The sequence below is a fragment of the Agrobacterium sp. NPDC090283 genome (assembly GCF_044769685.1).
Lineage (GTDB): Bacteria > Pseudomonadota > Alphaproteobacteria > Rhizobiales > Rhizobiaceae > Agrobacterium.
Window position 1 is genome coordinate 1 of record NZ_JBIVYG010000011.1, and the last position, 13350, is coordinate 13350.

General features: G+C 58.5%; 11 protein-coding genes. 8 read left to right on the top strand and 3 right to left on the bottom strand.

The window, feature by feature from the left end:
* The first annotated feature begins 322 nt into the window (after positions 1–322).
* The 5 genes from ACIQUH_RS16505 (at position 323) to ACIQUH_RS16525 (ending at position 8069) form a co-directional block, all read left to right on the top strand.
* Positions 323–1273, top strand: coding sequence for a phosphoribosylaminoimidazolesuccinocarboxamide synthase (locus ACIQUH_RS16505; RefSeq protein ID WP_400816963.1), 951 nt, complete (start codon positions 323–325; stop codon positions 1271–1273).
* A 2-nt stretch (positions 1274–1275) separates the two neighbouring features.
* Positions 1276–1935 (top strand): TetR family transcriptional regulator, encoded by a 660-nt coding sequence (locus ACIQUH_RS16510; RefSeq protein WP_400816965.1) that lies wholly within the window; start codon positions 1276–1278, stop codon positions 1933–1935.
* A gap of 199 nt (positions 1936–2134) precedes the next feature.
* Complete coding sequence (locus ACIQUH_RS16515) at positions 2135–3334, top strand: efflux RND transporter periplasmic adaptor subunit (RefSeq protein WP_400816967.1); 1200 nt, start codon at positions 2135–2137, stop codon at positions 3332–3334.
* Positions 3335–3387: 53 nt separating this feature from the next.
* Positions 3388–6477, top strand: a complete 3090-nt coding sequence (locus tag ACIQUH_RS16520) for an efflux RND transporter permease subunit (protein ID WP_400816969.1) — start codon at positions 3388–3390, stop codon at positions 6475–6477.
* 149 nt (positions 6478–6626) lie between these two features.
* A complete protein-coding gene (locus tag ACIQUH_RS16525) occupies positions 6627–8069 on the top strand; it encodes an efflux transporter outer membrane subunit (RefSeq protein WP_400816971.1) in 1443 nt (480 codons plus the stop codon).
* A 112-nt stretch (positions 8070–8181) separates the two neighbouring features.
* Here the strand turns inward: ACIQUH_RS16525 and efp are convergent, their stop codons facing one another.
* On the bottom strand, positions 8182–8751 hold the full coding sequence (gene efp / locus ACIQUH_RS16530) for an elongation factor P (RefSeq protein WP_003521324.1): 570 nt from the start codon (positions 8749–8751) through the stop codon (positions 8182–8184).
* Between the two features lie 251 nt (positions 8752–9002).
* Here efp and epmA point away from each other — a divergent pair, with 251 nt between their 5' ends.
* The 3 genes from epmA to ACIQUH_RS16545 all read left to right on the top strand — a co-directional run bounded on the left by epmA (position 9003) and on the right by ACIQUH_RS16545 (position 11698).
* Positions 9003–10067 carry an EF-P lysine aminoacylase EpmA gene (gene epmA / locus ACIQUH_RS16535; RefSeq protein ID WP_400816974.1) on the top strand — a complete coding sequence of 355 codons (1065 nt, stop codon included), beginning with the start codon at positions 9003–9005 and terminating at the stop codon, positions 10065–10067.
* Positions 10064–11128 carry a lysine-2,3-aminomutase-like protein gene (locus tag ACIQUH_RS16540; protein WP_400816976.1) on the top strand — a complete coding sequence of 355 codons (1065 nt, stop codon included), beginning with the start codon at positions 10064–10066 and terminating at the stop codon, positions 11126–11128. The genes epmA and ACIQUH_RS16540 overlap by 4 nt, the downstream gene beginning before the upstream one ends.
* Before the next feature lie 378 nt (positions 11129–11506).
* Complete coding sequence (locus ACIQUH_RS16545) at positions 11507–11698, top strand: hypothetical protein (RefSeq protein ID WP_003492264.1); 192 nt, start codon at positions 11507–11509, stop codon at positions 11696–11698.
* 293 nt (positions 11699–11991) lie between these two features.
* Here ACIQUH_RS16545 and ACIQUH_RS16550 read toward each other — a convergent pair whose 3' ends face one another.
* Together ACIQUH_RS16550 and ACIQUH_RS16555 are read right to left on the bottom strand one after the other, a co-directional pair.
* Positions 11992–12228 (bottom strand): Lrp/AsnC ligand binding domain-containing protein, encoded by a 237-nt coding sequence (locus ACIQUH_RS16550; protein ID WP_003521320.1) that lies wholly within the window; start codon positions 12226–12228, stop codon positions 11992–11994.
* A gap of 103 nt (positions 12229–12331) precedes the next feature.
* Positions 12332–13258, bottom strand: coding sequence for a LysR family transcriptional regulator (locus tag ACIQUH_RS16555; RefSeq protein ID WP_400816980.1), 927 nt, complete (start codon positions 13256–13258; stop codon positions 12332–12334).
* Positions 13259–13350: the final 92 nt, after the last annotated feature.

Below are 13350 nucleotides of genomic sequence, written 5' to 3' on the forward strand. Positions count from 1 at the left end.
CCAACAAGCAAGCAGCTCATCTTCCTGATTTATTTAGAACGAAAGACTTCGTCGCCAGCAGCGCCGCCGCCCTCGTTCAGTGAGCGGACTTATAAATCCATCCCCTCAATCAAGTCAACACACCCTCCGTCAAAAAACTGACATTTTTACTAACTTGCTGATTTTCTTAGATAGTTTCGGTTTTTTGCTTGTGGACGGCGCCAAATGCCTCCTCTCGCTGGCGGCTGGCCCTGCTTCGGGAAACATGCAATAGGAACGGACAGGAGTTTTAGTCAGATCGGGGCGTCCCACGTCCCCTATAAAGCCAAGAACTGGAGAGCCCGTGCGCATTCTTGATGAAGCCGTCATTCCCGAACTGCCGAATTATTACCGCGGCAAGGTGCGGGAAAATTATGACCTGCCCGACGGCAACCGCATCATCATATCCACCGATCGCCTGAGCGCCTTCGACCGTATCCTCACCTGCATCCCCTATAAGGGACAGGTATTGACCCAGACGGCGCGCTACTGGTTCGAACAGACAAAGGATATCTGCCCCAACCATGTGGTCAGCTATCCCGACCCGAATGTCGTCATAGGCAAGCGGCTGGATATATTGCCGGTCGAAGTGGTGGTTCGTGGTTACCTGGCCGGCACCACCGGCACATCGATCCTGACCCTTTACAAGAAGGGCGAGCGACAGATGTACGGCATGAGCCTGCCCGACGGGATGAAAGACAACCAGATTCTGCCCGAGCCGGTGATCACACCGACAAGCAAGGCCTTCGATGGCGGCCATGACGAGCCACTGACACCGGCGGAGATCGTGGAGAAAAAACTCCTGACGCAGGAGCAGTGGAACACGTTGTCCCGTTATGCGCTGGCACTGTTCAAGCGCGGGCAGGAAATTGCCGCAAAGCAGGGCCTCATTCTCGTCGACACGAAATATGAATTCGGGACGGATGAAAACGGTACGATCATCCTGGCCGACGAAATCCACACACCGGACAGCAGCCGTTACTGGATGGCCGACAGCTATGAGGAAAGCTTTCGCAACGGAACACGGCCGGCGAGCTTCGACAAGGATTTTGTGCGAGCCTGGGTTGCCGAACGCTGCGATCCCTATAAGGACGACGTTCCTGAAATTCCTGAGGATCTCGTTTTGCAGACCTCGAAGGTCTATATTGATGCTTACCAGCGCATCACCGGACAGAGCTTCGTTCCCGACGATAGCGGCGAGACGCCGCTTGCAAGAATACGCCGGAATCTGGAGCCGTTCTTCCCCGGAGTCTGACCGTGAGCAAAATGATTGAACAGGCGAGAAAGGGCGACAGGAAAAATGACCGTCCTGTCAGGCGCCGGCCTCGCCGTTCCGCCGAGGAAACCCGGCGGGACATTCTCGCCAAGGCCGAGGAGCTTTTCCGGGAGCGGGGTTTCAATGCGGTGGCGATTGCTGATATCGCCGCAGCACTTGGCATGTCGCCCGCCAATGTCTTCAAGAATTTCAGCTCCAAGAACGCGCTCGTCGACGCCATAGCCTTCGAGCAGATTTCCGTATTCGAGAGGAACATCCAGCCGCTGGACAAAGGCGAACCGCCGCTTTCGAGACTGCGCCATCTCGCCCGCACCCTGATGGAGCTGCATCATCGGGATCTCAACGACAATCCCTATATTTTCGAAATGATCCTGATGACGGCCAAGCAGGACATGAAGTGCGGCGACTATTATAAAGCCGTCATTGCCAACCTGCTGGCCGACATTATCCGCGACGGTATCGATGCGCGAATCTACGCGCCGGCCGACATTCCTCCTCTGGCGGAAACCGTGCTCCACGCGCTGACGAGTGTTATTCATCCCGTCCTCATTGCCCGGGAAGATATCGGCAATTTAGCAACACGTTGCGATCAACTCGTCGATTTAATCGACGCGGGATTGCGCAATCCGCTTGCTAAGTGACGATTCCCAATTTACGTCACCTTCTCGCAATTGCTTGCGAAGCGCAAAAGCCTGCGCTTCTATGCGCTTGGCGGTCCGGACAGAATGAGCGAATCGGGTCCCTACCAAGGCCTTCGCCTGTCGTGTCTGTCTCCGGACGCGCATCCGCCGAGCGACATTGCGCTTATAGTTGAATGCGATCGATACGCAGGGAAGAACAATGAGCCGACGTATTTTACCCCTATTCGCTTCTCTGTGCATGACCGCAATTCTGGCGGGCTGCAGCGATGGCGGCGAAAGCAGCCAGACCGCCCAGACCGCTGAGCGTCCGCCGTCGCCAGTCAGCATCATCCTGATGAAAACCAGCGAATACCCCCTGACCACTGTTCTTCCCGGCCGCGCCAGTGCGTTCCAGACGGCGGAAATCCGTCCGCGCGTCACCGGCATCATCCGCGAAATTCCCTTCAAGGAAGGCAGCGAGGTCAAGCAGGGTGATATTCTCTACCAGATCGAGGACAATACCTATCTGGCGGAAGTGGCCCAGGCCAAGGCAAACGTGGCGAAGGCCGAAGCAAGCATTCCGAGCGCCCAGGCGAACCTTGCCCGCTACGAGCGGCTGGTCAACAGCGGCGCGACCCAGATCGAATATGAAAACGCCAAGGTAACGCTGCTCCAGGCCGAAGCCGATGTGGCCCAGACCAAGGCCGCTCTGGAAACGGCTGAGATCAACCTCGATCTCACCAAGGTCCGAGCTCCCTTCGACGGCATCACCAGCGCCACCGCCTACAGCATCGGCAACGTGGTGACGGCGAACCAGACGACGGCTCTCACCACCCTGCGCCGTATCGACCCGATCTATATCGATCTGATGGAGTCCAGCATCAATCTTCTGCGTCTGAAAAAGGCGATCTCGTCCGGCCAGCTCGGCGGCGATACGAAGGAGACCGGTATTCACCTGACGCTGGAAGACAGCACGGAATACAAGCATGACGGCAAGATCGACATGTCGGACATGGCGGTGAGCGAAACCACCGGCACCTTCTCCATCCGCGCCCTCTTCGAAAACCCTGATGATCTTCTGCTTCCCGGCACCTATGTCCGCGCCACGCTGACCATCGGCAAGGAAAAAGGCTTCCGCATTCCGCAGCGCGCCGCAAGCCGCAACGCCAACGGCGAACTGACCGCAAAATTCGTGACGGCGGAAAACAAGGTGGAAACCCGCACCTTCCCGTCCAGCCAGCAGTCGGGCAACGCCTGGCTGGTGACGGAGAACGTCAAGGATGGCGACAAGCTCATCGTCGACGGTTTCCAGTGGATTGCCGACGGCGCGACGGTTGCGCCCGTTGAAGTGACCATCGACGATCGCGGTATCGTCGTTCTGCCGCAGCAAGCTCCGCCTGCCGCCGCCCCCTCGAAATAAGCATGAGCACGAAACCCTCGGTCGAAGCTCGTAAAAGGTAAGGCAGGACTGCCATGGCCCATTTCTTTATCAGGCGCCCCGTTTTTGCATGGGTTATCGCCATCGTCATCATGCTGGGCGGCGCATTGGCGATCGCGACGCTCTCCATCTCGCAATATCCCGATATTGCGCCGACGACGGTGCGTGTCAGCGCAACCTATAACGGCGCCAGCGCCGAAACCGTGGAAAAATCGGTGACGACCATCATCGAGGACGGCATGACCGGCCTTGACGACCTCACCTATATGACCTCGTCGTCTTCGACGGGCAGCGCCGAAGTGACGCTGACCTTCGGCAACAGCATTTTGCCTGATATCGCGCAGGTTCAGGTGCAGAACAAACTGCAGCTCGTCCAGTCGCAATTGCCCGATACCGTGCAGCAGCAGGGTATCCAGGTCAGCCGCTCCACATCGAGCATCCTGATGGTAGGCGCGCTGATCTCGACCGATGGCAAGCGCAATTCGGCCGATCTCGGCGATGTGTTCTCCTCGCGCGTCGAAGACCAGATCAAGCGCCTCGAAGGCGTGGGCAGCATCAATGTCTTCGGTTCCGAATATGCAATGCGCATCTGGCTGGATCCGTTCAAGCTCAACAAATACCAGCTGACCACGGCTGACGTGACCAGCGCCATCGAAAGCCAGAACACCCAGGTTTCGGTCGGTTCGCTCGGCGCCGTGCCTGCGGTAAAGGGCCAGCAGCTCAACGTGACGGTGACGGCGCAGAGCCAGCTCACCACCGTCGCAGATTTCGAATCCGTGATCCTGAAAGTCGAAAAGGACGGCGCGACCGTTCGCCTGAGCGATGTGGCCCGCATCGAGATCGGCCAGGAAACCTATGGCGGCGATTCCCGCTCCAATGGTCGTCCTTCCGCCGGTTTTGCGGTCAACCTCGCCACTGGCGCCAACGCGCTCGACACGGCAGCCCGTGTCAAATCGGCGCTTTCGGCCGTCGAAGGTTCGCTGCCCGAAGGCGTCTCGATCGAATACCCCTATGACACGACGCCTTTCGTGAAGCTGTCGATCGAAAAAGTGGTGCACACGCTGATCGAGGCGATCATCCTCGTCTTCGTCGTGCTCCTGGTGTTCCTGCAGAATCTCAGGGCCACCTTCATTCCGATGATCGCGGTTCCCGTCGTGCTTCTCGGCACCTTCGGTATTCTTGCGCTGACGGGATATTCGATCAACACTCTCACCATGTTCGCCATGGTTCTGGCCATCGGCCTCCTCGTCGACGACGCCATCGTGGTTGTTGAAAACGTCGAACGAATCATGTCGGAAGAGGGTCTGTCGCCGGTCGAGGCGACCGAAAAATCGATGGGCGAGATCACCGGTGCTATCATCGGCATCGCGCTCGTTCTCACCGCCGTGTTCATTCCGATGGCCTTCTTCGGTGGATCGACGGGCATTATCTACCGCCAGTTCTCGATCACCATCGTTTCGGCCATGCTGCTTTCGGCAGTGGTCGCCATCGTTCTGACGCCGGCGCTCTGCGCCACGATGCTGAAGCCGATCGACCATCACAAGAAGCAGCGCGGACCGGGCGCGTGGTTCAACCGCGGCTTCGGCAAGACGACGGACGGTTACGTTTCCTCCATCGGTTATCTGCTGAAACGGCCGCTGCGCGTGATGATCCTGTTCGCGATTGTCATCGGCGGCTGCGCCTGGTTCTTCAGCAAGCTGCCCAGCTCGTTCCTGCCGCAGGAAGACCAGGGCGTGCTGCTGACGATCATCCAGACGCCGACCGGTTCGAATATCGAGCGAACCAACGAGGTGGTGAAGCAGGTCGAAAACTACTTCCGTGAAAAGGAAGCCGCCAATGTCGAATCGGTTTTCGGCGTTCTCGGCTTCAGCTTCAGCGGTTCGGGCCAGAACAACGCCATCGTCTTCACCAAGCTCAAGGATTTCGCCGAGAGAACTGCCCCCGACCAACACGCCGGCGCCATCGTGCAGCGTGCGATGGGCACCTTCTTCGGTTTCCGCGATGCGCAGGTGTTTCCGCTTCTGCCGCCGGCCATTCAGGGCATGGGCACATCGAGCGGTTTCTCGATGTATCTTGTCGATAGCGGCCGCAACGGCACCGATGCTCTGACCGCCACATCCAAGGAGCTGATCGCGCTTGCCACCGGCAATCCGAAGATCAGCTCGCTTCGAAGCGACAGCCAGGACAATGAAACGCAGATGAAGATCATTCTCGATCAGGAAAAGATGGGAGCCATGGGGGTCGATCTCTCCTCCGTGAACCTCATGCTGTCGACGATCTTTGCCGGCCGGGATGTCAACGACTTCACGCTGAATGGCGAGCTCAAGCCCGTCTATGTTCAGGGCGATGCGCCTTACCGTATGCAGCCGGACGACCTCAAATTCTGGTATGCCCGCAATACCAGCGGCGAAATGGTGCCATTCTCTTCCTTCAGCGAAGTGAAGTGGATCAACGCCCCGCCGTCTCTCGCCCGCTTCAACGGCACGGGCGCGATCTCGCTCGAAGGGACCGCCGGCGCAGGCGTTGCATCCGGTGATGCGATGGACGAGATGGAACGGCTGACGGCAAGCCTGCCGGGTGGTTACACGGTGGCGTGGCAGGGCATTTCCTATCAGGAACGGCTTTCCGGCTCGCAGGCGCCGATGCTCTATGCGCTCTCGGTGCTAATCGTCTTCCTTTGCCTTGCCGCCCTCTATGAAAGCTGGTCGATCCCCTTCTCGGTCATCATGGCCGTGCCGGTGGGCGTCCTCGGCGCATTGACCGCGGCGCATTTCTTCGGTCAGTCGAACGACGTCTACTTCAAGGTGGGCCTTCTGACGACCATCGGCCTTGCGGCGAAAAACGCGATCCTGATCGTCGAATTCGCCAAGGAAAGGCAGGAGCATGGACTGAGCCTGATGGAAGCGACGCTGGAGGCGGCGAAGCTGCGCCTGCGTCCGATCATCATGACATCGCTCGCCTTCATCCTGGGTGTCGTGCCTCTCGCAATCGCAACCGGAGCGGGTTCTGCAGCGCAAAATGCAATCGGCATCGGGGTTCTGGGTGGTATGCTTTCTGCAACACTCCTCGGAATTTTCTTCGTTCCGTCCTTTTTCGTCATCATTCGTCGCCTTTCAAGGCGTTAACAAAACAAAAATGGGCTGTGCCAACCGTTAATACGCTGCTAGAAATGTTGCCGATTTGGCAAATGCACGTTTCTACGGCATATCGACCGCGCAGCCCGTTTGTCAGCAAGCCGCGCTCGGTAAGCCAACCAGAGAATTGGGAAAATTACATGCTGTCTATTCGCGCCACTCTTCCCCTGACAATGCTGCTGCTCTCAGGCTGTGTTGTCGGACCCGACCACAAGACGCCGGAAATCCAATTGCCGGGAAAGTTTGCGGAAGCCGGAAAAACCAGTAATGGCGACATCAGCAGCGTTGCGTGGTGGACGGCCTTTAACGATGGCCGCCTCAATGGCTACGTTTCCACCGGCCTGGCGCAGAACCTCACCGTGATGCAGGCGATCGAGCGCATCAATCAGGCGCAGGCCCAGGTGATCGTGGACGGCGCTGGCGGCCTGCCAAGCCTGACGGGCAGTGGCAGCCACACCACCAGCCAAACCAAGGGCAGCTACCGTGACGTTCCCGTCACCAACGTATCCTCCGGCGGCCTCAGCGTTTCCTGGTTCCTCGACCTCTTCGGTCGCTATCGCCGGGCAACCGAAAGCGCCAATGCATCGCTCGATGCGGCTTACTCCACGGTCGACGTCCAGCGCCTGACGCTGATTTCGTCCGTCGCCGCCGCCTATATCGACGTGCGCTATTATCAGGAACGTCTGGCGATTGCCCGCCAGAACCTGAGCTCCCGCCGCGAGACGCTTGACCTGACCAAGCTGCAGCTCGAAGCGGGCGCTGCTTCGCGCCTCGATGTCGTCCAGTCCGAAGGTCTGGTCAATTCGACCCTGTCGCAGATCCCTGGCCTCGAAACCAGCTTCCGCAAGGCTGCGCATCGCATCGCAACCCTGCTCGGCATGCCGGCCTCATCGCTCATTACCGAGTTGCAGAAGGGCGCACGCCAGCCTGTTGCGCGCGCAATTCCCCGCGCCGGCATCCCGGCCGACCTGATCCGCAACCGTCCGGACATCCGCGTCGCCGAGCGTAATCTCGCCGCTGCGGTCGCCACGATCGGTGTAACCGAGGCCCAACTGTATCCGAGCATCGAGCTTGGTGGCGCGATCACCCCGAGCTATAATTTCCTGAGCGGCGGCAGCAGGGGAACGGCCAATAGCTGGTCCTTCGGCCCGAGCCTCACTCTTCCGATCCTCGACGGTGGCCGACTCCGCGCCAATGTTGACATCGCTAACTCACAGGCACGCGAGCAATATCTCGTCTGGAAGGCGACCGTTCTCAATGCGGTGGAAGAAGTCGAGAACGCACTGGCCGCCATCAATCGCGACCAGCGTACCGTCGACGCATTGAGAAAGACCGTCGCCTCCTACCAGGAAGCACTGCAGCTCTCCACCGCCAGCTATCGTGATGGCGCATCGTCTCTGCTCGATGTTCTGGATGCTCAGCGCTCGGTCTCGGATGCGCAGGCAAACCTTGCCACGGCGATCCAAACGACCGCGCAGGACTTTGTGTCGCTGAACGTGGCGCTCGGCGGCGGCTATGCCGTTGGCCAGCCTACCCCGAAGAAGTCTGCCGGCCCGACCGTGGCCGCGGCAAAGGGCATGTAAGAACGGCCCACAAGGAAATTAAAAAAGCCCGCGTCTCGACGCGGGCTTTTTGCTGTTCAGGATACAAAAAAGCACCGGTCACCCGGTGCTTTTTTCGAGCCGGCAATCAGGCTCAGTTCTTGGCGCGCTCGACGTAGGAATTGTCTTCCGTCGCAATAACCACGCGGATGCCGGCATCGATATGCGGCGGCACCATGGTGCGGATGCCGTTGGAAAGAATAGCCGGCTTGTAGGACGAAGACGCCGTCTGGCCCTTGACGACCGGTTCGGTTTCCGTGATTTCCAGCGTGACATGACGCGGCAGTTCGACAGCAAGCGGATTGCCTTCATGAATGGAAAGAATGCAGGTCATGCCTTCCTGCAGATAGGCCTTCTGATCGCCCATCGTCTCAGTGTCGACCACGACCTGATCGTAGTTCTCGGGGTTCATGAAGTGGAAGCCTTCGCCATCTTCATAAAGGAACTGGAAGTTCAGGTCTTCGACGAAAGCGCGCTCGACCTGCTCGGTGGTGCGCCAGCGCTCGGAGACCTTCACGCCGTCAACGATGCGGCGCATGTCCACCTGCGTGACCGGCGTGCCCTTGCCGGGGTGAAAGTTCTGCGCGGTAAGAACGACGTAAAGCTTGCCGTCCACGTCGAGAACATTGCCCTTGCGGACGGATGAGGCGATAACCTTGACCATATGACTTCCTTGTAACTCGATGAAATGCGTCGTAAAGGACTGCGCGGCAGCACCGGCCCCGGCAGACGTTTTGTCTTTTTTCTGGGGCGCAACTACCTTAAATCCGCACGAATTGCCAGCCTTCTACAGCAATTCGCGGAAGAGTGCCTAGCGGTTTTCCGCCCGGAATAGCTTTAAATGACGCGGTAAGGCGTTTTGCGGGCCGTTTATCCGCAATTGAGCGCCGCAGAGAAGACGGAAAAGAACAGAGAATGCGCGCAAGCAACGAGACAATGTCGCCATGGTGGACGCCCGACGTCCATGCCGACCGCCGCGCGTTCCTCATTGGCCGCAATGCGATCCAGTCGGCTTTTCGCGGCCACTTTGCCAAAGCCGATTTTCTTGAGGTCGACACCGCGACGTTGCAGATTTCCCCCGGCAACGAGGCGCATCTGCATGCTTTCGCCACACAGGGCCTGACGCCGGCTGGCGACGCCGTGCCGCTTTATCTCCATACCTCACCTGAATTCGCCTGCAAGAAGCTGCTCGCTGCCGGTGAAAAACGCATCGCCTGTTTTGCCCATGTTTACAGAAACCGGGAACGAGGCCCCCTGCACCATCCGGAATTCACCATGCTGGAATGGTATAGGGCCGGTGAAACCTATGAGAGCCTGATGAAGGACAGCGCCAACCTTCTGGCGCTCGCGGCCGAAACCACAAAGACGAAAAATTTCACCTATCACGGCCGCAGCGTCGATCCTTTCCTCGAACCGGAGCGGGTAAGCGTCGCCGAAGCCTTCGAGCGCTATGCGGGCATAGACCTGCTGGCCACCATCAGCCGAAACGGCGAAACCGACGCCCGCCATCTTGCGGCGAACCTCACCAATGCCGGCATTCGCGTGGCCGATGACGATACCTGGGCGGATATGTTCAGCCGCGTCATCGTGGAGCGGGTGGAGCCGGAACTGGGTTTCGGCAGGGCAACAATTCTCGATGAATATCCGACCTGTGAAGCGGCCCTCGCCCGCAAATCCCCCGGGGATGCGCGGGTGGCGGAGCGTTTCGAGCTCTATGCCTGCGGCGTTGAACTTGCCAATGCCTTCGGGGAACTGACCGACGCCGCCGAGCAGAGGCGTCGTTTCGAAATGGAAATGGCCGAGAAGCAGCGTGTTTACGGCGAGACCTATCCGCTGGACGAGGATTTTCTGGCCGCATTGGCAATCATGCCGCCGGCAAGCGGCATAGCACTCGGTTTCGACCGGCTGGTGATGCTGGCGACCGGCGCGCCCCGTATCGATCTCGTCATGTGGGCTCCAGTGCCGGAATATGGACGATGACAAGGCTTGAGACCATCAAGACACCTGAAGCACTTGTCGAAGCTGGATTGATCGAGGCCGACACGCTCGACGGTCTGCGCGCGGTCACGGAGCGTTATGCGCTCGCCATCACGCCATCGATTGCCGGGCTGATCGACAGCCACGACCCGCAGGATCCCATTGCCCGGCAATTCGTACCGGATCCAGCCGAGCTTGTTCACCTTCCCGAAGAACGGGACGATCCCATCGGAGACGACGCGCACAGCCCCGTCCATGGCATCGTCCACCGTTATCCCGACCGGGTGCTTTTGAAGGCAGTGCATGTCTGCCCCGTCTATTGCCGTTTCTGTTTCCGCCGCGAAATGGTCGGACCGCAGGGCAACGGCATGATGAGCCCGGAGGAGCTGGACGCCGCATTCGACTACATAAAGGCCAATCCTGCCATATGGGAGGTCATCCTGACCGGTGGCGATCCGCTGGTGCTTTCCCCCAGGCGCCTGTCCGACCTGATGACGCGCCTGAAAGACATATCGCATGTGAAGATCGTCCGCTTCCATACCCGCGTGCCGGTGGTCGATCCCGACCGTATCGACGCGGCGCTGATCGATGCGCTGAAGGCCAGCGGTAAAACCACCTATGTGGCCCTGCACGCGAATCATTCCCGGGAGCTCGGCGAAGCCGCAAGGCAGGCTTCGGCGCGCCTCATCGATGCCGGCATAGCCATGGTCAGCCAGACGGTACTCTTGAAGGGCGTCAATGACGATCCGGCTGTTCTTGCCGCGTTGATGCGCGCCTTTGTCGAGACCCGTATCAAGCCCTATTACCTGCATCATGCCGATCTTGCGCCGGGCACCAGCCATTTCCGGCTGACGATAGAAGAGGGCCAGCGAATCGTTTCCGCTTTGCGGGGGCATGTCTCCGGCCTTTGCCAGCCGACCTATGTTCTCGACATCCCGGGCGGCCACGGCAAAGCTGCAATTGGCAGAAATGCGGCCGAAAAGACCCGCGATGGCTGCTATTCCGTTTCTGATTTCAACGGAAACGATCATATTTACCCACCGCCCACCACCGGCGACGATTAAAAAATACATAAAAAGCCCGCTACGCCGGGCTTTTCGAGACGGCCGCAGACGAAAACAAAAATTTCACATTTCCGCCCCTCTCCTGTCATCATAAAGAAAAATATTCTACCTATAACAATCAGCATTGATTTTAGTGCTGGTCTGGATTATCAGTGTGGAACTGGAGAACGAGTCTCCTGATTCCGGGCCAACACCAATACAGGGAGTGTGTCATGTCAAAACATATCAGCATCAACGCAATCCTTGGTCTTGAGTCCTGGAACGCTGGATTTAAATCCACGTGTTCCCGCTGCTGTCGAATGTGACTTAACGGTCTCAATTTCCTGAAAATCAGTTCGACAACATGCTGTGTGAAGTAGCCACAGCGGGAGTATATCTATGCAGAAGCAAGTTATTGAATTCGCTGGCGAGCCCGTCGGCATCGTCATCCCGGATAATGACCGGTTGAAGTTCATCGCGGTGAAGTTCCACGTTCACGACCTGGACGAACAGAAGTTCGACAGCGCCGACGACGTGCGGATTGCGATCCGCGATCTCGTGCGCAACCGGAATCTGGCCGCGGTCGCCTGATGCGGGAAAATTTTCGCCCGCTCATGGAACCGTCAAAACCAAAGCGCGCCCAATATCGGACCCCAAATCGCGGGCCGATGGCGCGCTTTTATTTTGCATGACAATTCGTCTGCTGCCATGGTCCAGCCCGTCCAGGGTGTATCAAGACACTCCGATCTGATGGGTTGAAAAGCCCGACAAAGCCCTCCCCCAAAGATATTCGTCTCAAATCAAGTTGAAATGACCCTTAACACCGAGATCCGATCATCGCCTTCACGGTGATGATATCGACCGGGTATGCAGGCTTATCCGCTTCAAAATGCAGTAAAGGTCAGCGTCGTCAGCGAGCGCACGATTCCCGGAATATTGACGATGTTCTGGTTGATGAACTTGCCGATATCTTCTTCCTGCGGCAGGTAGATTTTCAGCAGCAGATCATATTCACCGCTGGTGGAATAAAGCTCGGAAACCAGTTCCGTTTTATAGATGGCATCGGCGACATCATAGGTCTTGCCGGGCTCACATTGAAGCTGAACAAAAATGGGCTTCACGGACATCTCCCGTATTGGAACTTTCGGTGCATGGCTGCTCGTGCCAGGCGTCATGGCGCACTATTGGCTGAGCTGCGTCCGTCTTGCAAGACCGGTCACCGGTTTACGCCGAAAACTCCTCCGCCCTGCCGTTCGCCCCCATTGCAGCCTCGGAAACAATCCACCGGCGGAAACTCTCCAGCGGTGCATAACCGGCGCGATCCGGCATGCAGGCGAGATAATAGGCTTCCTCGCTCTCCACTTCCCCCGCAACAGCCGCGACCAGACGGCCGCTTCGCAACTCCTCCTCGATCATGAAAGAAGGAATGAGCGACGCCCCAACCCCTGCGCTCGCCGCCTCGGCAATCGTCGTGAACTGATCGAAAAGCATGCCGTGCACATTGTCGAAACCAACGTCGTGGCTGCGAAACCATTGCTCCCAGGCATCCGGCCGGGTTGTCATGTGCAGCAACGGGACATGCAGCAGATCGTCCGGCTTTGAAAGTCCGTATTGCGCCTTGAATGACGGGCTGCATACCGGAATGACCTTTTCATGCATCAGGAAAACCAGCTCGGTGCCCGGCCAATGCGGCAATCCGAAATGGATCGCCGCATCGACGGTATCGGTGCGGAAATCGAACAGCGATGATCGCGTCAGAAGATTGACCGAAACGCCCGGGTGCCTGGCGATGAAATCGGGAAGACGCGGCACCAGCCAACGCGTGCCGAAGCTCGGCAGAACACCGAGATTGAGCGTGCCGCCATCCGGATTGGCGCGCAGATTAAGCGAGGCCGTCGATATGCGCCGCAGGGCTTCGCGAATTTCCCGCGCATACCCCTCCCCCGCCCTTGTCAGCCGGATCGTCTGCCGCTCGCGCAGGAACAGCGCCACGCCAAGCTGCTCTTCAAGCGCCAGGATTTGACGGCTGACCGCACCCTGCGTTAGCCCTAGTTCCCGCGCCGCGGCGGTGACGCTGCCCGTCCGAGAAGCGGCTTCGAAGGCCGCCAGCAGCGAAAGTGACGGCAGAAAACGGCGTGGCGGCAGGACCATATTCCCTCCTGGAATGAACTCTTGACGATATGTCGATATTCAACAGGCAGGACCGCTTGTAAAGTCTTATAAACAAGGGCTTGCTACTCATA